Source organism: Streptomyces sp. Y20, assembly GCF_043195475.1.
In the GTDB taxonomy this organism is placed as follows: domain Bacteria; phylum Actinomycetota; class Actinomycetes; order Streptomycetales; family Streptomycetaceae; genus Streptomyces.
The window spans coordinates 212,639-239,274 of record NZ_JBIDDP010000012.1 but is presented as its reverse complement, the minus strand read 5'-3'; the positions used below and the strand labels follow the sequence as shown (position 1 = coordinate 239,274).

Annotated in this window: 2 protein-coding genes (1 of these 2 cut by a window edge); both read left to right on the top strand. The window is 75.2% G+C overall.

Going from position 1 to position 26,636, the window contains the following annotated elements:
• Positions 1-9 precede the first annotated feature (9 nt).
• Positions 10-381 carry a hypothetical protein gene (locus ACGFT1_RS27380; protein ID WP_373911650.1) on the top strand — a complete coding sequence of 124 codons (372 nt, stop codon included), beginning with the start codon at positions 10-12 and terminating at the stop codon, positions 379-381.
• Positions 378-26,636: the 5' portion of a hypothetical protein gene (locus ACGFT1_RS27375; RefSeq protein ID WP_373911649.1), read on the top strand. 24,576 nt of this gene lie beyond the right edge of the window; only the first 26,259 of its 50,835 coding nucleotides appear in the window; the start codon lies at positions 378-380; its stop codon lies beyond the right edge, outside the window. Before ACGFT1_RS27380 ends, ACGFT1_RS27375 begins: the two co-directional genes overlap by 4 nt.

Genomic DNA, 26,636 nt, shown 5'->3' with positions numbered 1-26,636 from the left:
AGCCCCGCCGTGCCCGAGAAGTTCGTCGTCAACCCCGACGGGATCCAGCGGGCGAGCGTGCCGCTGGTCGCGCTGGCCGAGCGCCTGGGCGGAGCCTTCAAGGAGGCCGCGGCACGGCTGTCCGCGGACGGGTCCAGGGCCTGGGGGAACGACGCGCCCGGCCAGCGGTTCGCGAGCCGGTACGTCCCGACCGCCGAGGACATCATCAAGGCCGGCAGCGGCGTCGGCGAGGTGCTGGGTACGTCTGCCGAGAACCTGCGGCTCATGGCCAAGGTCCTCACGGACGCCAACGAGGCGGCGAAGACGACCACGGGCCGGCTCAACGGGCAGTTCGGCGGGAACCAGGGCCGGGGCGGCGGCGGGCGCGGCGGCCGGGCGTGAGTCCCGTCCCCGAGCCCCTCAGGTGGGCCGCGCTCATCACCGGCACACGGCTGCCGGAGGCCGACCCCGCCCTGCTGCGGCAGCAGGGCGAGGTCTGGGGCGAGCTGGCCCGGCAGGTCCAGGGCATGATGAGCGAGGTCAACGCCGTCCGCACCACTGTGCTGTCCAACGTCAACGGCCAGCCGGCCGAGGCGTTCGACGCGTACATGCGGGCGCTCGGCAAGACGATCCCGGAGCTGGCGCAGGCGGCCGACGGACTGCGGCTGAAGGCTGACGAGTTCGCCCTCGAGGTCGAACACGCCACCTACATGGTCGAGGCGATGCTCGCCTGGATGCTCGTCGAACTGGCCTTCCTGGCGAACACGTTGTTCGGGCTCGCCGCCGTACCCGCGCTGATCACCGGTGTGCGGCAGGTGATCCAGGCGATCCTGCGGCGGCTGCTCATGTCGGCGGCCATCGGCGCGGGCACCATGGCGGGGCTGGAGACCCTCCTCCAGGGCATCGAGATCCTCAAGGGGACCCGCAAGCACCTGGACCCGAACGCCATCAAGAACATGGCCGCCGGCGGGGCGATCGGCGGAGCCGTCTTCGGCGCGTTCTCCGGCGTCGCCTCCCACTTCGTACCCAAGTTCGCCAACTCGCTCATCGGGCGCACCGCGATCGGTGGTGTGGCCGGCGTGGTCGGCGCCGAGATCCTCAACAAGACGCTCGACGCGGACCAGGAACTGTCACTGGCCTTCCTGGCCGGCGCCGTCGGTGCCATGGTCGGCGGCGCGGGCACGGGGGGCCGCCGGCAGGACGCCACACCGACGGAGGGGCTCGCCGACGCGGTCAAGTCGCTGTCCACCAAGGAGCCGTTCACCCCGCCCGACGGGGTGAACAGCACCTCGCTCACGGGCCCCGGCCTGATCGGTCCGGGCGGGCTCAAGGACATCGTGACGGCGGCCGCCCCCGAGAAGGGTGCGGGCGCACCGGGCGGCACGAGGAGCACCGTGACGCCGGGTCCGGACACGTCCACCGGCACACCCGGTGGCGCACGGACCGCGGACACGCCGTACCCGGCCACCGCTGACGGCAGCCCCGGCCACCCGTCCGCCGCCTCCGTGTCGCCGGCCCCCCGGAACGCCGGCCCCGTGCCCGCGTCCGCCGCCGCGGGCACGGGGACGGCACATGGTGGCGCCCCGGAGGCGGGCACGACCGCGGAGGGCGCCGGCCGGACGGGGACGGCGGTGCGCGGCGGGGCGGCGGAGCCCACCGCGACCGGTGCCGTACCCCCGGGCACGCGGCAGGCCACAGGACTGCCCGGCTTCGAGGGCGGCGAGCACGCCCCGGCCGCGGGCGGTACCGGCAGCCGTACGGCACCGGCGGATCCGACGGCGCCCGGGCAGCAGATGCCGCAGGCACCTGACCATGGCCGGACGCCGACCGGAACGAGCCTGACGGACGAGCGGCCCACGGTCCCGTCCGTGGCCCGCACCGGCGGAAGCGCTGATGGCGAGCCGGCCGGGGTCCGGGGTGCGCAGGCGGGTGTCGCGCGGCCGGAGGGTTCCGCTGCGGTGGGTGGCGGTACGAGGGTGGGGGAGACCGGCGGGGTGCCGGACCGTGCGGTCGCCGGTACCGGTGGCGAGCCGGCCGGGGTCCGGGGTGCGCAGGCGGGTGTCGCGCGGCCGGAGGGTTCCGCTGCCGCGGGCGGGAGCGTCGCGCCGGAGCGGGCCGCGGAAGAGAGCGCCGGGGCGCCGGGGCGCGCCGCCGTCGGCCGTCCCGGAGAAGTCCGGGGCACCGGCGGCGAGGCCGGGACCGCGATCGGCGCGGGGCCGGCGTCCGGCCCGCGACCGGGTGTCACCGATGCCGGGGCTGCGGCTGCCGGACGGGCGGACGGAGTGGCTCGGGGTATCGACACGCCTGCGGCAGCCGCGGGAAACGCCGGGCCGTCCAGGCCGTCCGGCACCGAGCAGCCCGGCCCCTCCACCACGGCCCCCGCGGCCGGCGGGACGCGAGTCGCGGCCGGAGGCGACGGGGCCCCCGCGGTCCGTACCGAGGCCGCACCGGGTACCGGAAGCGTGGCCAGGCCCGGGGAGGGGACTGGCTCCGGCGGACGTGCCGCGGTCGCACCGGGACCGGGCCGTGAGGCGCCGGCGACCGGCGGAACGGCACCGCGACCCGCTGGGGCGGACGGCCGCGCCGGAACTCCCGTCGTGCGTACGGAGACCGCGCCGGGCGCCGGTGCGGGACCGCGGCCGGGCACGGCCGGCGAGGGACTGGTCTCCGCCACACGTACTCCGGGCGGACCCGGTGAGGGTTCCGCCACGCGACCGGAGGGCGTGGTCCGTGACACCGGGGACGCGCGGACCGGTACGGCGGCCGGGCAGGCCGCGTCGAACGTGCGTACCGTGAGCCCTGCCGGTGGCGGGGACGCGCGGACCGGTACGGCGGCCGGGCAGGCCGCGTCGAACGTGCGTACCGTGAGCCCTGCCGGTGGCGGGGACGCGCGCGCCGGTACGGCGGCCGGGCAGGCCACGTCGAACGTGCGTACCGTGGACACCGCCGGTGGCGGTGACGTGCGGCCGGGTGCCGTGCGGACCGAGGCGGGAGCCCCGCCCGCGGCGGCCGGCCGCGAGGGCGGAGACGTCCGTCAGGATCCGGCGTCCGCCGACGCCGGGCCGGAGCGGCACCGGACGCAGGAGGCCGCGGACCAGTCGTCGCCGCAGACGCGCGACGGCCACCCCGGCACCGACGGCGGGGACCCCCCGCCCGGCCCGGGCATCGGCGGTAACAGCCCGGACGTTGCCGTGGGCAGCGGCACCGGTCGCTACGAACCGTACGTGTTCCACGGCGACGATCCGGCGCGCGCCCAGCGGTGGAGCGAGGAGCAGGGGCGCCTGCTCGACACGCACCGGGGCCGGTTCGAGGAGGAACAGGACCGGTTCCGGCAGCAACAGGAGGCCGATCGCCGGGTGGAGGAGGCGTTCGCCGGGCGCCTGGCCGACCCGGACCCCGCGTTCGTGGGTCCCGACGACATCGATGCGATCCGCGCCCGCATCACCGACGCGGAACACCTGCGTACGGCCGAGGAGCGCACGACGCTCACCGAGAACGCCGACGGCCCGGCGGCGCGGGATCAGGCCGCCCGGGAGTCCGGTGCCGGAGCGGACGCCCCCAGGCGTGCCGAGGACGAGCAGGCACTCGTCGAGCAGGTGCGCCGGCAGTGGACGCAGGAGGTGAAGTCCCGCTTCGACGAACGCTGGCAGGCGGCGTTCGACGAGTATCTGCGCGGCGACATCTCCCGCTCCGAGTTCGCCGAGACGTTCGACCGGCTCTCCGCCGGCCTGCACGACGAGTTCGAGCTGTCCGCCGCGGCGCACCTCGCCCGGCGAGCGGCGAACGAGGCGTTCGACGACGAGTCCGCAGCGGGCAGCCGGGCCCTGTCACCGGAGGACCTGCGCCAGGTACGCGAGGAGTTCGCCGCGGACGCCGTCGGCGAGGTGTACCGCGCGGCCGCGAGCATGTGGCGCGACGGCGAGCGCGTCGACACGTTCGACTGGTCCCAGGTGCACCGCGCCTACGACAACGCGCTGCGGGACCTCACCCGGGGCCTGCGCACCCGGCTGGACCTGGCGGCCGAGGCCGCGGACACGTTCGAGTTCCTCGGCAGGCGCGTCGGCGCCGACGCGAAGGCGCCGTGGGTGCGCGACGCCCGGACCGACTTCCGTTCCGAGTTCGAGGCGACGACCCGGACTCTGCCCGGCGGCGACGGCACGCCGACCCGCCGGATGGACCACGCCGAGTGGCAGACCGAGCGCCACGCCCTGCGCTCCGAGGTGGAGCGGTTCCGCGAACGGTGGGAAGCACGGCTGCGCGCCCGGGTCACCGAGGAGGAGCTGAAGGCACAGGCCGGGCGGGAGGTCGAAGCCCTGCGCGCGCAGTGGCAGCGCGCCACGAGGCACGATCCGGTGGAAGCCGCCATGGTCGACACCGAGGCGGTGATCGCCTCTCACCGCGCGGACCTGACGGCCGAGGCCGAGAGGATCCTGGCGGGTAGGGACCCGCGGGACCTGACCGGCGAACAGTGGGACGCCTACGCGGCATCGCTGCGCGACGCGCGGGACAGGCTGGCCGGCGAGCTGCCGGCACGGCTGGAGTACCAGGTCGGCCTGGAGCGCGCCCTGACCCGCGCCGACCGGCTGTTCGAGCGTCTGGGTGCCGAGGGCCCCGGTGCGCAGCGCGCCCACGAGGGACTGCGGGAGGACGTCACCCGGGTCTACCGCGAGCTCGCGGGGCGCGGCGAGGACGGCGCATGGGGAATGGACCGCGTCGCGGCGGGCGAGGAGCAGTTCACCCGCGCGTACCTGCCGGCCGTGGAGCGGTCCCTGCCGGACCGGTTGCAGTTCGAGTGGGGCATGGAGCGGGCGCTGCGCGACGGCGGCGGGGCCTTCCACCGGATGTCCGGGCCGAGGCTCGACGAGCTGACCGAGCGGCCCGAGCGGAGCTACACGGTCACCGAGGAGACCTTCGACCGGCTGGCGCAGGACTTCCGCGGCGACTGGGCCCGCCGCTACCAGGACATCTACGGTCCGTCCGGACGTGATCTGCACGGCTGGCTGGAACGCGAGCGGGAGCGCGGTGACGCGTTCGGCAGCACCGTGCGCGAGCAGTGGGAAACGGACAGCACCGAACTGCGGGCGCCGAGGGACGCCGCCGTGCGTGAGCGCGCCCAGGCGGAGAGCCGGGAGTGGCGGCAGCGGGTGGCCGGCAACTTCCAGGGCATGCTCGGCAAGGGCGCGGTGCTGGAGGACCTGGCGCGGCAGACGGAGATCCCGCGCGGCGAGATCCGCTCGGCCCGGGTGTCCGCCGAGTACGAACGCGGCCTGTCCGACCTGAAGTCGTGGTTCTCCCAGGAGTGGGACGCCGCCGCCCGCACGCCCTCGCCGGACGGCGAGCGGGCGGTCCGCGCCGCCCTGGCGGACGAGGCCCGCGGGCGCTGGCAGGAGCTGAGCGAACGGACCCGGGCGCAGGACGAGGCGGTACGGGCCTGGCAGCGCGACCCGCGGTGGTCGCTGGACCTGGCGCGTATGGAGATCACCCAGCTCACCCGTGCACCGTTCGAGGAGCCGGCCGCCGGCGGCGGCGCCGGCCGGGCGGCCAGGGGCGGCGCGGAGGACGGGCAGGTCCAGGCCCAGGAACTCCTCGCCCGCGAGGAGCAGCCGGCACCGCCACCGCTGCCCGCTTCCGTCCGTCCGGCGGCCTCCCGGACCGACGCACCCCCCGCCCAGGCACCCGCCCCGGAGGGCCTGGCGGGGCTGCGTGACACCGTGGAGGCCCGCGACCGGGCGTACGGGGAGTTCGAGACGCGGCTGACGCGGTTCCCCGAGCTGCGCACCCCCCGGGCGACGGGCGAGGTCGCCGCCGCCCGGGAGGCGTTCGCCGACGCCTGGGCGCACGACCGTACGGCCACGGGCCCCGCCGAACTCACCCCCGCTCGCGGCGCGGCGCTCGCGGAACTGTCCACGCGGCTCACCTCCGTCCAGGAGCGACTGGCCGGGTACGCGCACGCGTCGGAGGTGTTCCACCGCGACATCGCCTCGACCGTGCCGGACCCGCGGCACGGCGAGGCCTTCGCCCACGCACAGCCGGCCCTCGCGCTGGCGGAGGAGTTCCAACGGGAGGCCGCCGGGCAATCTCCGGCCCGCCTGGCGGCCCTGGTCCAGGAGTTCGGGCAGCGATACGCCGAGGCGCACGCCGCCTGGGCCACCGAGCAGCAGGCCCGCGCCGCCTTCGACGCCGCCCTCGGCGGCCGCGCGGACCGGAGCGCGGACCTGACCGACGGCCGGGCCCAGTGGAGCGGCCCGACACGCCGCTGGTATGCCGGCCGGCTGGCCCAGCTGCGGCAGCAGTACGTCACCGACCGCGCCGAGGCCCTGGCCGTCGCGGAGGAGACCGAACGTTTCGAACGCCTGGCGCGGCTCGACGAGGACGTGCGCCAGGCGGCGCTGTACGAGCAGCGGCAGGCGCAGACGGTGGTGGCTCACAACCGCCGCTTCGCCGACCACGCGGCCCGTTTCACCGCCGACTCCGCCTGGGACCGTGAGCTGACGGCCTGGTACGAGGAACGGCGCCGGGCACTCGCCGAACCACTGACCGACCGGCTCCACCTGTACACCCCGCGGACGCGCGAGCGGGTCCTGGCGCGGTTCGACGCGCAGAGCGCCGCGCTGCGCGAGGTCGCCGAGGCCCGGCACCAGGCGCACCAGGATGTCGCCCGGCAGCTCGACGCCCGCGTCCAGGGCACCGTGACCCTGTCCCACGCCGCCACGGTCGACTGGACCCGGCGCCACATCACCGCTCTGCGTGACGCGCACCTCGAAACCGCCCTGGCCGCCCGGAACACCGCCGTGCCCGCGGAGTTCCTCGCACCGCACCCGCCGGCCGCCACCGAGGACGACTGGCGGGTCCCGGCGTGGCACGAGGCGCAGCGGGAGCTGCACCGCGAGTACGCCGGCCTGCTGGCACGGGACCGTACGGAGGACCCCGGGGCCGCGCCCGCCCCCCACGGCGGGGAATCCACCGGGGAAACGGCGGCCGGCGCGGCCACGACGGACGAACGGAGCGCCGTCGACGAGGCGTTCGGCCGGTGGGCCCGGGACCGGGCCCCGGGAGTGTCCGAGGAGCGGCTGGCCGCGGTCAGGGAGCGGGTCCGCGAGAACCCCGGCCGGTTCCGGGACACGACCGCCGGCCGCCCGGCGGAGGACGACCTGTGGGACGACTTCTCCCTGCGGGCCGCCCACGAGCTGGCCAGGGTCCGGGGCGAGGAGGCGTTCGGCCAGGCCTTCCGCCGGTGGGGCCTGCGGCTGACCGAGGCCTGGCGCAACCGGCTCACCGACCCTGCCGCGGCGCCGTTCGAGCTGGTCCTGGACATGGCCGAGACGGTGCGCGAGCTGGCCGCCGGCGACTTCCGGGACCGCTGGGAGGCGATGCTCCAGGACACCCTCGTCTCCGGCACCGACGTCCGCACCGGTGGCGGCGGCGCGGTGCGGCAGACGGCCCGGCAGCTGCGCGCGCTCGTCGCCGGTCTCGACGGGGAGTTCGACCGGCACGCGTTCCTCTTCGGGCAACTCGCCCGACTCGACACGGTGTTCGAGCAGCTGGCGGGTGGGTCCTTCCGTGACCGCCTCGACCGGGACGGCCGTGACCTCCTCGCCGCCTTCGGGGCCTCGGACACCGAGGTGTCCGAGGCGGGCCGGGCCCGTGTCCTGGAAGACACCCGCCGGGCACTGAGGGAGGCGTTCGACCGGCTCCTCCCCACCCCGGCCGCCGTGGCCGCGCTGACCACCGGCGGCGGGGCACTTCCGCAGGTGTGGCAGGACCAGGTACGCGACGTCCTCACCGGGCTGCCCCGCCGGCTGGCCCTCCAGGCGGCCCGCGAGGCGCAGATCCTCCGCGCCCGGCAGGACGTCACCGATGCCGTGGACTCCTGGGCCGAGTCCGTACCGCGGGCGGGCCGGGCCTTCCTCGACCGGTTCCCGGTCTCCTCCGACCAGGTGCGCCCCATGCTCCACCGCACCCTGGACGTCTCCGTGGCCACCGCCGTCAACGACCACTTCGAGCAGCTCTTCGGACACGACGGCGTACCGGCCGCCCTGGCGGACGTCCGGGGCCGGCTGGAGGGCTGGCGCACCGCGTACGGCGAGATCACCGGACGTGAGCGGCTGCACACCTGGCTCACCGTGCAGCATGCCCGGGACACCGTGGTCACCACCTCCGGGCGCCTGTTCGACGAGCAGCTCGACCGGTGGCGCGCGGCCCACGGCCACCACTCGCTCACCGGGGCCGACATCGCCCGCGCCCGGGCCGGCCTGGACGAGCGGCTGCTGGCCGCCTTCGACGCGCTGTTCACCGGCCGTCCCATCGCCCCCGACGAACTGGCCGGCGCGGTACGGCAGTGGGACGTCCTGCTCGCCGAGCAGGCCCGCGCCCTGCCCGCACACCTCACCTTCGAGTCCTGGGCCGATGCCGCACTGCACGACGCCGCGCGGTCCTTCCACAGCCTGCGCCCGGACGACGGCACCGCCCGGCAGCGGTGGGAGGAACTCGCCGAGGACTTCCGCGCCGACTTCCTGGCCGCGTACGAACTGCTGTGGGCGCCCCAGCCCCTGTCCACGTCCTGGGCCCAGCACGAGGCGGCGTACGCGGACGCGTTCGGCGCGGGCCTGGAGGCCGCGGACCTGCACGCCACCCGCGGCGACGTCAAGGGCAAGGGGCGGGCCGCCGGGGAGAGGCCGGCCGAGTCGCTGCCGCCGGAGCTGCGCGGACTGGACCACGGCCGGCTGGCCGCACTGATCGGCAAGGCCGGCCAGCTCGTGCCGTCGAAGCTGACCATCAGCGCGGAGGCGGAGACCGAGGCGCTGCGGGAGGCCCACCGCCGGCGCGTGCTGGAGGTCGCCCTCGTCCTGCACACCCAGGGCGAGGAGGCGGCAGGGCACCGGGCCGCGGAACTGGGCGCCGGTCCGGCCCCGGCCGGGATCCGCGCGGGCGCTCCGCTCGCGGGCACGACGGAGCGGGAGGCCGGCCCTTCGTCGTCCTCGCAGGGGCTCGCCGGACTGTTCATGCCCCGCTTCGGACGCGGCGAGCAGCAGCCGGGCGGCATGCCGCGGGAACACTCGGACGACCTGATGGCGGACCTCTTCGGGGACAGCCCCGCCGCGCAGGACCGCGACGAGTCGGAGGAGCCGGGACCCGGCACCCGTACGCGGCCGATCGAGGTGACCGAGGAGGAGCAGGGCGGTGCGGACGCCACTTCGGGGTGGCGGTCGACACGGTGGAGTTCCCGGCCGCAGCCGCCGTCCGTACGCCCCTTCTGGAGCGACTGGCTGACACTGGACCAGCAGGACGAGCTGTTCGACCAGCTGCGGGAACGAGGTGCGCAGTCGCCGGAGGTGACGTTCGGCAGCGTCGCCGACGCGGCTTTCACCACCTGGGGCAAGGTCCTGGAACCGCGGCAGCTGGAATGGCTGCACGCGGAGTACTGGGAGCAGAATCCGCGACGGCGGGGTGGTCCGCCGGTGCCCGGGCAGAGGCACAGGCACCGCAGCTACGTCACCGGAACAGCGGCACATCAGCTGGCAGCGGCGGCGGACTACTTCGCGACGCACGGGCATCTCGAAACGTCCGCCCGGGTGGGCGGACGGCCCGATGCTCTCGGCCATTACGTGGAACTGCTGCGCCGGACGCCATACTCAAGCCTGCCCCAGACGACGGTGGACGCCTGGAACGCGATCGGTATGCGCTGGCCGACCTCTGCTGCGCTGAAGGCCGCCAAGGCGTACCTGAGCAGCCGGGACGTCACCGGTCGGCAGCTCGACGCACCACCGCCGCGGGAAGAGATCCGAGCGGTGCGGGTGCCCGGCTGGACACCCACGTTCGACCTGGCCCACTGGGGCGAGACGCTCCCCCACATGTCCCGGATACCCCAGGCCGAACGGAACGAGATCCGTGACGTCCTCGGTCCGTCCTGGGCCGCGAGCGTCCTGCCGGGCGAGGCGTCACCCACCGAGGGCTGGCTCCAGTTGTGGGGCGCCCCACGGCGCCCCTTGCCCTCGGCCGGCACCCAGGCCGTCGCCCCGGTCCCCCAGGACTCGGTGACGCCCGAGGAACGCGGGAAGCTGTTCACGTACGTGCGGAAGCTGGAACGGCAGCGCACACGCAGGCTCACGTTCAGGGACGTGCACGGCTACGCCCTGAAGGCGCTGGGCAGGAGCCTGAGCCTCCAGCTGGTCTCCCAGCTGAGCAGCGAGTATGCCGACCGGCCCGGCAGGTCCAAAGGCGCTCCTCCCACCGGTCGGCGCGCCGTCCGGCTCCCGCGGCGGTCCGCAGCGCCCGCCCAGGGCCTGACCGGCCCGGGACCGACCACCGCTTCCGGTGCGACGGAGGGCCAGGACGCCCTTACGGGCAGCCGGGGGGAGACGAACACTCTCGGCCCCGTCGGTGACCTGACGGCTGAGCCGGGGCTCGGGCACCTCGTACCCGACGACGCCCTGCCGGATATCGCCGGTCCGTCACACGACACCGGGATGCACGACGGCACCGGCCAGGATCTCCCGGTGGGCTGGGACGCCGGGTTCGACGCCGCGGGCGTCGACTGGGACCAGTTCGGTCTCGGCCATCCGGACGCCGGTGCGATCGACCTGGAAGCCGAACTGGCGACGCTGGCCGGTTTGCTGCCCGATGCCCACCAGAGCCAGGACGTGCTGTCCGCCGACCCCTGGTGGGCGTGGCTCCAGGCGGACACCGCCGGCCCGGCGCCGGACGAGTCGGTACTGCGCCTGCCGGGCGGTGGTCCGGGCGACAACGCGCCGGTGACGCCGCAAGCCGGGCCGTCGTCCATGGGTGCGGTTGCCGACGGGAGGGCCCGTCCGCGGGGTGTGTCCTCGGAGCCCCGCTCCCACGCGAGGGCCGACGACTCGATGCCCCTCCGGCTCCGGGACGTGCCGGCCGCCGACACGGTGCGCGCGCCCCAGGGCGACTCCGGTGCGCAGACGACTCACGCCATGGAACTCCGGCTGCGTCAGGAGTTCGGTGAGGACACTTTCGAGGCTCTCGTCCGTCAGGCGTCCGCCCTGCTGCAGCCCGCCACGCTGGTGCCCGCGGACCCGGCGGGAGAGCAGTTGCGTCAGGCGCAGCACCGGGGGCTGCTGCGCATCGTGGAGACGCTCGGCCGGACGAACAGTGTCGCGAGGGCCGTGGCGCTGGTCGACGAGCTGACGGTGGAGACACCCGGTATCTGGTCTCCCGTCCACATGCTGGGCGGAGGCGCCTTCGCAGGCGCGCCCGCGACGGAAGGGGAGGCCACCCCGTCGGTCCGGGAGTTGCAGCGTGGGCTCGCATCCGGTGTCGACGTCCACCGGGGTCCCGGCCTCGGCGCTGACCCGGACGCCGCTGCGATCTCAAGGATCCTCGGACCGGATCTCTACGGGCAGCGGCAGGCGCCCCCGGCGCCGCAGTTCCTGCGCGGCTACGACTTCTCGCGGCTGAAGGCGGCCCAGCGCGCCGCGTTCTTCACCGCTGTGGACATGACAGTCGGGGCTCCGAGCGCGGACGAGCTGCGGCCCTCCGCGCTGCCCCGGCAGCCGCACACCGTGGTCGAGTCGGGCCGGCGGTCGATGAGCCGCGCCACGGTGCCCGGTCTGCCCAAGGCCACCCGGATCGCCAAGCTCATCCACACCATCTGGCTCGGCGGACCGCTGCGGGACGAAGGGGCAACGCGCGGTTTCCGCCTGAACATCGCCGGACTGGCAGCCTCGCACCCGGACTTCAGCGTCATTCTGTGGACCGACGTGTCGCGGGCCGAATTCGACGCGGCCCGGGCCGCCGCTAAACAGTCGGCCGACGCGTGGGACGCGGACCGCCGCCTGGCCGACGTCCTGGACATGCTCGAGTGGGCCCGCTCCGTGCGGGTCGGACTGGTCAACGTCGACGAGATCTTCTCCGCGTCGTCCCCCATGGTGCTGGAGGGCCTCTTCAAGGCGGAGACCGCCCGGGGGATGGGCGCCGCGTACGCGGCCGCGAGCGACATACTGAGAGTCGAGCTTCTGGCCCGGTTCGGTGGTGTGTACACCGACGGGGACAACGCGGTCTCCGGTGACCTGGCCGGTGAGGTCCGTCGAGTCGCCGACTCCGAACACGGTTTCGGCATCGCGCGCCACGTGGGCCGCCCCTGGAACGCGGCTCTGATCGCACCCGCCGGACACGCTTTCCTGGACCCGTACCGGGACGTGATCCGGGGCAACTACACGCGGACCCCGGCCGAGAACCACCTGCGGGCCCTTCAGCTGCAGAACGACGAAGCACCCCCGGACGACCGGTCCGCGCGCCGTCCGCTCGCCCCCGACGTCCTCAACCACACGCAGCAGACGGTCCGCGACGAGGTGCTGATGCGCACCGGCCCCAGCCCGACGGTCTGGCGAACGCTGGCCCGCCGCGTCGGGCTGTCCGACACGCTGGGCGGACTGCTCACCCTCTCGCCCGAGGTGTTCCGGCTCGGTTCCGCGCAGTCCTGGCTTCCGCCGAATCCCGCCGAGGGCCCGGCGGCGACCGCGGCCACCGCACCGGCGTACGACCCCGCGGAGGAACTCCGGGTAGCCCGCGGCGTGGTGGTCACCCTCGTCCAGGGTCTGCACCGACAGCCCGGCAACCTCAACCTGGCACAGGTCGCGCCGGTCATCCGCAGCCGCCCCCGCCCCGACGAGATGTGGGACGCGGTCGTCGGGTTCCTGGCCTCCTCCCCCGTTCTGCGTGACCTGGTCCGGTCCGTCACCTTCAGCACGCTGGCCGGGAACCCGCTTCGCCCGGTCGACACGGTCGTTCTTCCCCCGTGGTCCCGGCGCCTGGTGCAGACCATGCCCGGCGCGCCCCGCGACGGCCTCGGCAGTCATGTACTGCCCGCCCGGCTCCTCGACCCGGCCGAGGCCGACTCCGGCCTTCTCGGGACCGTTTCCGAGGGCGGGCAGGACCACGGGACCATGCCGGGCGGCGCGCCGTCGCGCCGCGCGCGTGGGCCGCTGCCGGACACGTCGCCGATGGCGGGACCGTCGAGGCTTCGGCCGACCGGGCGTGCGGAGGATGCCGGTTCGTCGTCGCGCGGGTCACTCACGCCGCGTTCGGACGGACGTGAGCCGACGTCCGGCGACGCCCTGATGGAGGAGCTGTCCGACCTCGCTCCGCAGCCGGAGCGGCAGGAGACTCCGGTGGTCGGCGCCACCGCACCGATCGACGTGGACGCCGGCGGGACGCCTGGGACCGTGGAGACGCGGGAGTGGGGGACCACGCCGAGGAACCCCCTGGCGCAGCCGCGAGGCGATGAGCGGCCGACGCCTCAGGAGCCCGACCGTCTCCTCACGCACCGGCTGGGGCTGCCGTCCGATGTCCAGGAGGCCCAGGCCGGGCCGAGCGCCGTCGAGGCCGAGCCGGTCGTCGTGCCGGTGGACGACACGACGGCGGCGGAGCTGGACGCGGCGGTCCTGGGCCCGCGGACCGGGGAGCCGCAGAGCCTGGACGCCGTCCTGCACCGGTTCCCCGGCGACCGGTCGGCGGAGCGGGGGCCCGGGCAGGCACGGCCGGAAGCCCGCCCGGAGCCGCGGTCCGAACAGCAGCCGCGGCCGGCCGGGGCCGAGGCCCTCCGGGAACCGAACCAGCACGTGCGCGCGTACGGTGCGGCGTTCGACGGAGCCCAGGGCACCACCCACCTCGGCCTGGTGCCGCAGGAGACCGTCGCGTGGCTGCGGGACCAGGTGGCCCGGCAGCTGGAGGGGACGACCGGGCCCGACGAGGACCTCCGCCGGCGGATCGGCGCCCGGCTGACCTCGTCCTACCTGGTCCACGAGTGGGCCGACGTACGCGGCGAGACGGGACTGCGCCTGCCGCTGGAACACCGCGGCGCCCCCCGCACCGTCTACGTACGGCTGCGACTGGACGATCCCCGGTACGCGCCCGGGCTGCTCGCGGGGCTGGCCGACGGGGTCCCCGACCGGGTGCAGCGCTGGGGCGCCGGGCATTCGGAGGCGGGGAACAGCTCCGGCTCGGCCGACCTGCGCACCTTCCAGTTCAACTACAGCCACGTGTGGGACGTACCGGCCGCCGGCCCGCTGCGCCAGGTCGTTGTGCAGCCGCAGGTCAACGTGGTACGCAACCAGTTGTCGACGGCCGTGAGCGCCACGGGCGGCGCGCAGTCGCTGTCCATCACCACCGTGCTCGGCGGGACGGTGCCGTTCGAGTACCGGATGCGGTGGCAGGTGCGGACCGACACCGCCCAGGCGGCCGGTGACTGGACGGCCGAGCAGGAGAACGGCCGGATCGCGGTCTGGTTCCCGGAGTACCTGGCCCGGCCCGAGCCGTCGGCCACCGCCCAGGACCCGGCGCGGGAGAGCGGGGCCGGCGCATCCGGCGGCACCGCCGAGGACCGGCGGAGCGCGGCCGGGCGTGAGGCCGCCCCGCTGCGGGCGGCGGTGCACGAGACACCGCTGTACGCCGTCGAGACCATCCTCGGCCCGGACCGCGTGCTGCACGCGGTCGAGGAATCCTTCGCGGCGCACCTCGGCGGGGCGACCGAGGCGTCCCGGGAGGACCTGCGGCGGTTCTTCGGTGCCCGCAACCTGCGCGACGCACTGCCCAGGATGCTCAGCGGATGGCACAGCTCACCGGTGCTGCTGACCGGTGACGGCTCCGTGCTGGGCTACTTCCGGGTGCGCGCGGACCTCACCGGCCGAGAGGAGACCGTCGGCCCGGCGGCTCCCGAGGCGGACCTGATGCAGATGGTGGTGCGCACGGTCCGCGTCACCGGGCAGTCGACCGTCACCAACGCGGCGGGTGGCGACCTCAGTGTCTCGCTCGGCTTCTCCGCCGCCCCGTCCGGCGGCGTGACCGACCCGGTCGGCGGCTCGGTGTCGCTGAACGCCGGAGCACGCCACCAGGTGGCGTACGGACTCGGCTCCGGCGGCGAGGTCACCAGGTCCCAGGCGCTGGAGTGGGGCGGACCGCTCTTCCGGGTGCGCAGCCGGGTGGGCCTCGTGGTCGAGCTCGTGCGCCCCGGCCGGGACCGTGTGTTCCCGGCGCCGGGCAGCCCGCTGGACACCCGCGCCGGGCTGGGCGCGTACCCGGTGGTGTTCCAGGTGCCGTCCCGCGCCGCGCTCGAGGGCGTCCAGGACGACGCCCCCCGCCGGCTCCCGCCCGAGGCGGCGCGGTTGCGTTCGCTGGGCATCTCGACCACGACCCTGCGCGTCGACGGCGGTGAGCCGCTGTTCGCGCTGGCCGAACGCTGGCTGCGCGAGAACGGCTTCCTGCCCTCGGCCACCGGCGGCGGCTGGACCGGCGAGGCCACCCGGGCCCGCCAACTGGCCAACGCCCGAGCCCTGGACCACGCCCGCTCCGGCGAGGCGCTGCGCGCCGTCGCGGACGAACTCCTCGACGGCGGCCACACGGTCTGGTTCGAGCTGCCGACCCTGGCCGACACCCAGCGGGTCGCGCTGCGGCTGTCCGCCGAACGCCGGGGCGACGGACCGGTGGAGGCCGTCCGGGCGCTGCCCGGCGTCCAGGTGAACAACTGGTCCGGGTTCGCCCGCCCCGGCCAGGAACAGCGAACCGTGACCCCCATGGCCTGGTCGGTCACCGGGGCCGGCCAGGTCAGCAACCCCCTGGAGCGCCACGGCGACCTGCCGTTGCAGGGTCTGGGACCCGACTACTCGTACAGCCGGCAGACCGCCACCACCACCGGCACCGGGTCCCTGGTGGGCCAGGAGAAGTACGTGGTCTCCTCGGCGGACGAGGGCCTCCAGCTGTTCGACGTCCCGGTGCGCCTGCGGCTGGAGCTGACCTGGAGCCACGGCCCGGCCCCCCGGCCGGCCGTCGCGGACGGCACCCTCGGCATCGCGGTGCCGACGTACCGCACCGAGACGGCACCGGACACGGCCGAGCCCGCACGGCCCGCGCCCCGGCCCGTCCCGGGGGACGCCGTCCAGGTGAGCGACGAGGAGCTGGAGCGGCTGCGGGCCGCCGCGGACTCCGGCGAGCTGACCCGGCTCCCGGAGACGGCCTTCGTGGACCGCGTGTCGGGCGGCGGCGCCCTGGCCGAGGCGGTGAGCCGGCTGCTGGGGACGGTCCGGCCCGCACCGCGCACCGAGGACCCTCTCGACCTGTCGGCGGGCCTGCCCGACGACCAGGAGGCGGCCGAACGCCTGGTCCGCTCCTGGGCGTCGGACGGCGCACCGGGGCCGCTGGGGCGTGCCGTCCGTGCCGCGGACGGAGCCTGGCGGTGGACGGTGCGCTCCGCGGTGGGCGGCTCGCTCACCGACCTGGACGGCATGGCGCAGCAGGTGCTGCGCTCCGCCCTCTCCTCGCAGCAGCTCACCGGCAACGCCCTCGCGGTGTTCGGTGACGGGTTCGTCCTGGAAGGGGTCGGCAGCTTCGGACTGGCCTCGGGCACCGACGTGTCGGTGACGGTGCGGGGGTACCTGACCGACGCGCAGCTGCGCGACGCACCGCCCCCGATGAGCCTGGAGACCTGGCTGTACTCGGCGGACACCTCCTCGGTCACCCGGTCGACGGGCAGCGGACGGCAGCAGGGCGTGACCGTCAGCGGTGCCTACGGTCCGACGGTCGGGCTCTTCCCCAGCGGGCGGTACGCGTACTCCTCGGGCGCCTCGGCCGGTGTGACGGTCGCGGACAACGCCGCGAACGCCCGGGTCACCGCCGACAACAACGCCCGGGTGCACCGGTTCACCGCCACCGCCACGTTCGAGGTGACGGTCCGTGCGGGGCGCCGCAACGTGGTGTCCGGGACGCTGGCCGCCGGCCCCCACACGGAGCGGACCATCGGCATCCGAGTGCCGGACGCCGTGGAGTTCCTGCTGCCGGACGGCGAGCTGTCCCGGCATTTCCCGCTCACGACCGTTCTCGGCCTCACCCCGGCCGTGCCGGCGGCCGATCTGGTCCTGCCGTCGTGGTACCGGGCGACCGGCCAGATCGGGCAGGGGGCCGTCATGGAGACCGTCCTCCAAGGCCCGCGCGGCGGCTTCCGGCAGCAGATCTCGCACGCCGTGGAAGAGGCGGCACCCGGGACGACCGTTCCGGGGCACGCCGCCTACCTGCCCGGCGTCGCCACCTGGATCGCCGACCGCACCTCCCCGGTGGCGCTGCGCGCCCTGGTCGCCGCGGGTCCCGAGGGACGCGTGAGCGTGCACTTCGTGCACCGTGGCTGGCTCGGACCACGACTGGTGGAGGTGGCACTGGCGGCCGGCCCGGCGCCGGGCGCCGATCTGGACGCGCTGCGCGGGCGTCCCGCCCCTCGCACCTCGGAGCTGACCCGCTCCTCCGCCCACGGCAGCGGGCGCGACGGCAACCTGCCGGTGGCCGGTGCGGTGGGACAGAGCGTCTCCCACTCCCGGGGCCACGAACTGGACGCCATCCCCGTGGTGCAGTACCAGGGCCGGCGGGCGCAGACCACGCTCGGGCTGTCCGCCGGACGCGCGGTGGACGCCTCGGTGTCCTCCTCCCGCGAGGCGCGTTCCTGGCAACGGTCGGGCCAGCTGGCGGAGTTCGAGGTTCCGTACCAGTTCCTCGCCTCCGTGCGCAGCATCCCGCTGACCGGGGCGTCCCTCGCCGGGCTCGCCGACGCGGTGGCCGGCGGCGTCGCCGTCGCGGACCTCCACGCCTCCGTCGACGCGCGGGTGACCCTCCGGTTCGACCGCACCGACCTGCCCGCCGAGCCGGACACCGCGGCAGGGCCGACCAGGCCCGAGCCCGCCGTCCTCACCCACGACCCCGGCGAGTGGCGGGTGGCGCCCGAGGACGCGGTCGCCGTCGACGTGGAGGGCCTGCCGCTCGCCGTACGCCCCGCCCTGACCGGCGGACACTGGGTCCCGGAACGGCCCTTCGCCGTCTACGCCTTCGACGGCGCGCAGCAGCTGGCAGAGGCACTGCGAACGGTCGACCCGGCACTCGCCGGAGTGGACCGGATGCACACCTCGCTGTCGTACGAGGCGCTGATGATCCGGCTCGCCCGGCTGGTACGGCCGGGTGGCGACGACGCGGGTGAACTGCTCGACTCCAGCGCCGTGGGCCGCCTCATGGGACGTACGGGCACCAGTGACGCGACGTCCGTACGGCTCAGGCTGTACCCGCAGGAGATCCTGGCCGAGGGACCCACCGCCCTGGACGACGTCCGGGTCGCCTCCGACACGTCCGCCGCGAGCGCCGCCACCACGGTCACCCCCGCGGTCAGCACCCGGTTCACCACACCGCTGACGGCGGACCAGACCCACCGCGTCCGCCTCACGCTGCCGAACGCGCAGAACCGCGCGAGCCAGGGCCAGTCCTCGGCGACCAACGCCTACCGGCGCGACTACCTCAAGTTCGGTGTCTCGGCGCCGGCCGGCGCGGACGGTCCCACCCCCGGCCACCTGATCCGCTCGCTGGCCGTGCTGCGGGTCGGGGGACCGGCCGGCACCCGCTGGGTGGTCGGCACCATGGTGCTGCGCGCCCTGGACCTGCCGCCCGGCCTGACGGCGGCCCGGACGGCTGAGGAGGCCCAGCGGCCGACGCCGGCGGACACGGGAGCCGAAGCACAGCCGGAGTCCGGGCGCGCGCACGGCGCGGGGCCCGCGTCGGCCCACACGCGGGACTCGCGGGGACCGGCGCGGTCCGAAGCGCAACCGGCCCGGACGCGGCAGTCGGAGCCGGTTCCGGCCGCGCAGCCGGGCCGGCCGGTGGAGGAGCGGCCCGAGCCATCCCCCCGGGTGAGCGACGACGTGCTGATCGAGCTCGCCGGTGACGATCCGGCCCAGGCCCCCGCGGACGCGGCGCCGCGCGGCGGCAGGTCCAAGCGGCGCAAGGCGGGCCAGGGCGGCGCCGACCGGACCGCCGGGCAGCGCACGGCCCCCGCCTCCGCCGGTGAGACCTCCGCCGCCGGCCGGGCCACGGGAACCGCACCTCAGCCCGCACCGCTCACCGCGGAGGGGCGCAGGCTGCTGGAGGCGGCCGTGCGGGAGCTCGCGATACCCGAGTTCGGGAAACACACCGTGCGGGCGCAGCTGATCGCCGCCGCCCAGCGGTCCGGCTGGCACGACACGTGGCCGGCGCGGGCGATGGCCCGGCTGCTCGGCGAGGACGCGCGGTGGACCGAACCCGACAACCTCACGGCCGTGACCCGGATGCTGCAGCCCGACGCCGTCCACCTGGTCGAACAGGCCGCGGAGCACCCGGCACTGACGCCTTTCCTCTTCGCCCACCCGGACATGCCGGAGGTGCTGGCGGTCTCGCCGGCCTTCCTGGACGCGCTGAAGACCCTGCCGGACCGGTTCCCGTACAGCGCGGACGACCTCCTCGACACGCCCGGATACCTCAACGCCCTGCTGGCGAAGTCCCCTTCGGGCCGCCGGGAACTGGTCGACGCGATCGAGAGCCGGGCACCGTGGGCCAACATGCTCCTGCGCTATCCCGCGGTGGCGGACCACCTGAACGGGCACACGGAGCTCATCCGGACCGTGCTGGGCGCGAAAATCACGACGTTCATGATGATCCTCGACGCGTTCCCGGAGGCCGCCGAGGCGCTGCTCCGCGCCGAACGTCCGGCACATCAGGCCGTGTCCCTCCTGGAGGACTGGGCCCTGCTCACCGGCCTCGCGGCGGCCTCACGCGCGTCCTCACCGGTCGAGATCGACTACCGAAGGCTCTTCGCCCACCGGGACCTGCGCGCGGCTCTGCGGACCCACGCCGACCAGACGTACGCCTTGTTCCAGGTGCCCGGCCTGCTGGACCTCGCCATGAGCGACACCGCCGTGCTGGACGTGCTGGCAGGCAGCCCGTGGCTCGTCGACGTACTGCCCGACGTTCCCGGCTTCGGAACCCGGATCGCCCGCTCCAGGGAACTGGTCGGCGCCGCCGCCGGCAATCCGGCGGTCGCGGAGGTGCTCTCGTACGACCCGCACGCCTTCGACGGGGTTCCCGACGGCCGGCTCGCCGCCGCGCTGCGGGCCGCGCGTTCCCCCGAGCGGACCGCACGGGACGTGCCGCCGAACGCTTCACCCGTGGAACGGCTGCGGGCCGCCGACCCCGCCCTGGACGCCGCGCTCACCCGGCCGGACCTGGCGCGGGTGCTGGAAGAGCAGGACGGGCTGGTGACGGCCCTGGAGCGCCACCCCGGACTGCTGTCACGTCCGCACGAGTACCGCAGGCTGCTGCTGCCGAAGAGCGCTCCCGTCAGGGAACGGCTGGCCGGCGATGACGACGGCGCTCTGCTGAGGCCCGACCTGCTCCGGGCGGTCCTTCGCCACGACCAGTTGCGGGGAGAGGTCGTCGGGGCGGACGGTGACGCCGTCCTGGCCCGTATCGAGGAGGCCGCCGACGTCGCCCCCTGGCTGCCCGCCGTGCTCAGTGCGAATCCCGTGATGGCGGCATTCGCCGCGCTGTCGTCCAGTGTGATCGATCTGACGCGCGCGCTGTCCGGCCTGGAGTCCCGGCTGGCCACCGACGACCGGCTCATCACCTTCGGCGCCGGGGCGGTCGGATCCCTCAACCTGCTCCATCGGCTCGGTGGGACGGAGGGCCTGGAGGACGCGCTGCTGGAGCACGACGGCGCACTGATCAGGTTCTTCAGCAGGAACCCCGGAGCCATGGCCGCCGTCGCGTCCCCGCAGCTGGAGAACCTTCGCCCGCACGGGGCCCTCGTGAGCGAGCTGGCGGCCCGGTTCGGCACAGCCGTTTCCGTCAAGCACTGGGAGCGCCTGTTCAGCACGCCTGAGCTGCTCGCCGCATTGGCGGATCCCGGCAACGCCGGGGCACTCGATCTGCTGCTCTCCGCCCCCGAGGCGTTCGCCGAGGCCATCGCGCGCCCCGATTTCGCCAAGGCGCTGGACGACGGGAGCCTCGAAACCGGCTTCACGCGGGTCGCGGAGCTCCGCAAGGCGGGGCGGAAGAAGAAGAGCCGTGCCTGGATCCGGGAACTGCTGACCCTCGTCGGCACCACCGGTGACCCCGTGCTGTCGCCGGAGGGCATCGAGTACCAGGACGGGGACGCCTGGTTGGCGGAGACCCTCAGGTTGCCCCAGGAGGAGGCGGCGAGGCGACTGGACGCATGGGCCGAGGAAGTCGGCGCGGCCCCCGACGTACGCGCATGGATGCTCAAGACGAACACCGCGGTACGGACCGACCAGGGCCTGCTCGACCTGGCACGCGAACGGGAGTCCTTCGCCGCCGCCTTCTACCGCAACCAAGAGCTCTTCGAGACGCTCCGGGCCCGGCCCGCGCTGACCGCGCTGCTCGCGGACGCCTCACAGAACGTCCTGCCGCTGCTCTACGGCAACCGGGAACTGACCCGGGCCCTGCGCACCAACGACTACCTGTACCGGCTCTTCCTCACCAACCCGGGCACGCGCACCTGGCTCGTCAGCACCCCCCAGGCCGTCGCCGAATACGCGGGCAACCCCGAACTGAGCCGGCTGATGCTCTTCGCGGAGGGCACGTACTTCCACCTGAACGGGAGGAGCGACTACCGGCTCATCTCCAGGAGTGCCGACGCCGCACGCGTCTTCGCCGACCAGGGGCCGATCGGCGACGTACTGATGGCCAGCCGGGAGCTGCGGGAGGAACTGTCGGAGCAGGTGCTGCGCGAAGGAGGGCTGGCGACGGTGCGCGCCGCGGTCAGCAGCCTGCCGCTGGTCAAGGCACTGGCGACCCGGCCCGATCTGCTGCTGGTGATCCAGACCGTGCCCGGGCTGGCGGAGGCGCTGGCCGAGCGTCCCGACCTGTTCCCGGACGAGGCCGACTACCTGAGGCTGCTCACCACCAAGCCGCTGCGTTACGCGTTCTCGACGCACCCCGGGCAGGTGCGGGTGGTGCTGGCGGACGCCGAACTGGCGAGGACCGCGCTGGCCGCCCCCGCGGTGGTGGCGGCCCTGGCGGCGGACGAGGGCGTGGCCCGGCTGCTGGCACGGCAGCCGGCGGTCCACCGACTGCTGCGTGAGCAGCCGCAGGTGGCCGGGGACCTGGCCCGCGACGGGCAGGCGCTGCGGCGGGCCCTGACCGCGGTGCGCGGCCTCGCCGAGGCGATGGCGGACCAGCCGCGGATCGCGGAGGAGCTGCGTCAGGCGCCGTGGCTGGTGGGCGCATTGTCGCGCGGCCACGGTCTGCTGGAGCAGGCACGGACGGACGGCCCGCTGTGGCGGGCGGCGCGGGCCGGCGAGGTCTTCGCCGAGGCGCTGACACCTCAGCTGGCGCGCCGGCTGACCACCCGGGAGGCACTGCTGACGGTGCTGGCGGACCGGGCGCCGGTACCGGACGCCATGCCCGCGGCGGACCTGCGAAGGCTGCTGGCGAACGCGGATCTGACGCACTTCCTGAACGACCACCCGGCGTTCGCCGAGCGGTTCCTGCGTACGGCTCAGTGGTACGGGCAGGCGCTGCGGACCACCGACTTCGCCGCCGGGCTGCGCACGCTGGCCCAGGACGCCGGCCGTTTCCGGCAGCTCGTCGAGGACGCCTCGCCGGAGCCGTTGCTGGGCGCGGTGTCCGCCGCCCCCGGTCCCGTACGGACGGTGGCGGGGCGGGAGCGCGCGCCCAAGGACGACCGCCGCGACCGGTCGGCGGGCCCGGGCTCCACCGCGAGACAGGCGGTGACGCGGCCCGCGCGGGGTTCGGTCTGGGCGCAGGCGGTCGGCTCGGTGCCCGAGGCGGCGGAACTGCTGCTCGGACCCGCCGGTGGCGTGGTGAGCGCGGCGCTGGGCGAGAACCCGGAGCTTCTGCCGCTGCTGATCGCCGTGCCGGCCCTGGCCGAGGACCTCAGGCAGCGCCCGAGCCTCTGGACCGACTACGCGTTCGGTACCTTCCTGCGTACCGCCGAAACCGCGGGGGAGCACTTCGAGAGCGACTTCCAGGACTGGCTGGACCGCACCGGTGTGATGCCGGCGGGCGACTACCACGGCCGGGTCGTCGACGCGGCGCGCGCCGTGTGGACGCGAGCGCGTGCCGAACGGGAGGCCCGCCAGGCGGAGGAGGCCGCCCTGATCGCCGGCCGGCTGGCGGCGTTCTCCCCCCACCGGGCCGACAGGTGGGAGCACAGCGGACGGCTCGTGTACGCCAGCCACGTACGTCCGGGGCAGCTGACGCAGGAGCAACTGGCGGTGCTGCGGCGGGTGGCCGAGGGGGAGCTGCGGCCCCGCGAGAGCGAGGTCCGGGCCAACCAGGCACTGCACGTGCACCTGGCAGGCGGCAGCGGCGGAGCCTCGTTCGCCTACGTCCTGGCACCCGACGGCCGTGTGGACACGCTCGTGTACGCCGTCAGCACGGCACGCCAGGGCAACAAGTACAAGTGGGAGGGCCACAGCAGCCAGTACAGCGACGGCCCGCTGGACATCGACGCGGTGCGCAACCATCCGGCGCTGGCGGCGTCGGTGGCCCTGGTGCGGGAGGCGGCGCAGCGCGCCGAGGCGGAAGCGGCGGCGGCGCGTGCCGCGACCGGCAAGGGCAGGGCGAAGCGCGAGGACACCGCAGCGGGCACGGCCGCACGGCCCGCCGTGCCCCCGCTCACGGTGGACCCCGAACTGAGGGGCCTGACCGAGGCGCTGACGAAATACCACACCGCCCTGGCCGAGGAGAACGCCGCACAACGCGCCCACAACACCCGCGCGCTGCCCAAGACGCAGGCCCGGCTGGCGGAGACCCGGCGAGCGCTGCGGGAGCTGGGGCTGGACCCCGACGCGTACGGCGAGGGCATCACGCTGAGCGCCACCGGCCCGCTGGCCCAGTGGGCCGGCACGGAGGCACAGTGGGCAGCCACGGAGGCCGACGCACCGGCGTCCCCGATGTCGGACGACGGCACCGAGGACGGCAGCTCGTCGTCCTCGATGGACGGAGACGCACGGCGACTGCCCGACCTCGACGCCCGGGTGCTGTTCGACACCGTCGGCAACGCCGCGGGACTGGATCTGCTCGGCAGCGCGCGTGAGGGTGACAGGGACGACGTGCGTCCGCTGACCGTGCTGGACGGCTTCGTCCTGCGCTTCGACTACGACCCGGGCGTACCCCCCGCCGCGCCCTCCGTCGTGGCCTACGAGGACGGTGAGCCGGTACGGCTGTCACTGGACGTGTTCGCGGACGTGGCCGCCCACAACCGCATCGGCGACCGCCCGCTGTGGCTGGTGACCAACGACGGCGCGCGGTACGGGCTCGACCTGGCCAGGACGCTGGCCGACCGGGCGGGTGTCACGGTGTGGACGCACAGCGGCCGGGTGGACCTGGTCGGCAACGCCTTCGGGGTCATGGAAGTGCGCACCGTCCGGGACGTGGACGGCAACCTGCCCGAGGGGCACTGGATGCGCGTCGACCCCGGCCAGGCACCGCCGCCCGCGGCCGCGCAGGAGGAGGGCGGCGGATCGGACGACTACGTCCCGTCCGTGACCGGCGAGCGGTTCCACTTCCGTTCGGTGCTGATGACGCCGTTCGCCGACCCGCGCACCGGCCGGGTCATCGGCCACATGTCGCTGAGCACGGACGAACGGGCCCGGACGGAGTTCGCCTTCCGTACCCTTCCCGACACCAGGAGCTTTCGCGCCGGGCGCGCCATGGGAGTTGACATGGCAGTCACCGGAACCAATCCCTGGGAGGACGGCGCCCCACGGCACTATCTGGTCGCCCATGGCCCGATGGGCCGCGCCACCGTCCGTCTGTACACGCGCGACGGCCGCGCGGTCGAGTTCACCGGTGAGCAGACGGGCGCGCTGCTACGCCGCCAGGCCGGCTTCGAGGCGTTCAGGCGTGGCGCGGTGAACCGCGTGGACAGCGCCGTGATCACCGCGATCTGCTACGCGGGACGCCCGGGCTCCCTGACCGAGACGCCCTACATCCAGGGCCTGGCGAACAGCCTGGCAATGACGGTGACCGGTCCCACCGGAACCCTCGGCGTCGGATTCGGCAGGGTGTACATCGAGCCGTTCCGGAACCGGGCCGGCTGGCTGACCGCGCTGCCCGGAATGACGGGCACCACGTTCCGGGGCGAGGAGATCGTGGAGGTCGCCGACGTCGCCGACGACGCCGGCACGGCTTCCGTGGCCGCCGGCGAGGACGTGCTGCGGCTGGCCGCCGAACCCGGTACCCCGGAGGCGGAACGGCTCGACCGCGCCGTGCTGGAGCCGCGCCCGCAGGCCGAGCCCAGCCTGGACACCCTTCTGTCCACCGGCGGCGGTGCCTCCGCGACCGCCGCGCCCCGGCCCACCCGAGAGGAGCCGACCGCCACCGCCGCCCGGCCCGCCCGGACCCCGGGGCGAACCCGCGACCGCCGTGACGAGGACCTGGTCTTCGCGCCGCCCGCCTACACCACGTCCCCTCGCTTCCGCCACGGTCTCGGCGCCGAGACGTACGAGTTCGCCGACGACCGGCTGCCGGCGGCGATCCGCGACGGCGTCCAGGCACTGCTGCCGGAGCGGCTGCGGCAGCCGGCCGAGGACGCGCTGACGGAGTACTTCGACACCGCCGGCCCCGACAACGCCCTGCGCCAGGCCATCGGCGACCGGATCACCCTGGTGCTCGGGCTGCCCGGCGGCCCGGTCGCCGTCACCGTACGGCTGCGGCTGGGCGACTGGACCCAGATCACCGACCCGCGCGGCGAACCGCTCACCGAGGACGCCGGCACCGCGCGGCGGTACAACCGCGACCGGCGCACCCGCCAGGTGCTGGACTGGCGGGAGACGGCATCGGCCAACCGCGCGGTCAGCCACGGACTCGACGCGGCCGTCACCCTGCCCTTCTCGCAGGCGCTCGCGCTCGTACCGCCCCTGGCACAGGCCGGCGCCGCGCTGCGGACGCTGCTCACCGGGTTCGGCAAGACCTCAGACTTCACCCTCTCGTCCACCTTCGGCACCACGCGGACCGTCAGGCCGGTCTCCGACCGGGCCGTGGACTTCCGGTACGACGTGGGCGTCGACCTCGTGGTCCAGCGACGCGGCCGGGCCCCGCAACGGCGGCAGACGGTGGTGGAGCGCTCGCTGACCGGCCGTCACCCCCGCGAGGCCGTACGCGAGCTGCCGCGCCCGGACGGAGTGCGGCACGCCGACTCCGCCCTGTGGCAGCAGTGGTCCGGCGCGGCGGAGGGCGGCACCGCCGGGTTGCGCGCCCTGGAGACCACCGGGGACAGCCGTGCCCTGACGGCCGACGCGCATCACGGGGACGCGGCCGGGCGGGCGCCCCGACCCGCCGTCGTCGGTGAACCGGTCGTCCTTCCCCGCGTCTCGTGGCTGGACTCGGTCACCGGCGCGGCCGACTACCGGGCCGCGGTGTTCGCCGCGGTGGACCCCTCCCTCGCCGACCCGTTCTCCCCGGCCTTCGCACCGCTGGACGCCTTCGCCCGGGTGCAGACCCTGATGGCCGGCCTGCACCAGGCCGCCGCCGGCGGATACCGGTCGGCGCCGGTGTACTCCTCCGCCACCGGCCGGGTCGACGCGGTGCGCGTACGCGCCTCCTTCCACAACCCGAGGGTCGTCGACGGCCCGGACGACCTGACACGGGTGGACGCCGAGGACGTCCGCGTCGGCAACGTGGGCGCGCGGGTCACCCAGTGGGACGCCTCCACCACCGGTGTCTCCGACGCCCTGTCGCTGGCGGCGACCGCCGTCGGGGTCCCGCTGCCGCTGCCCTCGCTGTCCTACGTGCGGTCCGTGCGCTTCTCCCGCCCCGGCCAGCAGGCCGGCAGCGTGGAACTGCACAGGCTCAAGTACACCGACGAG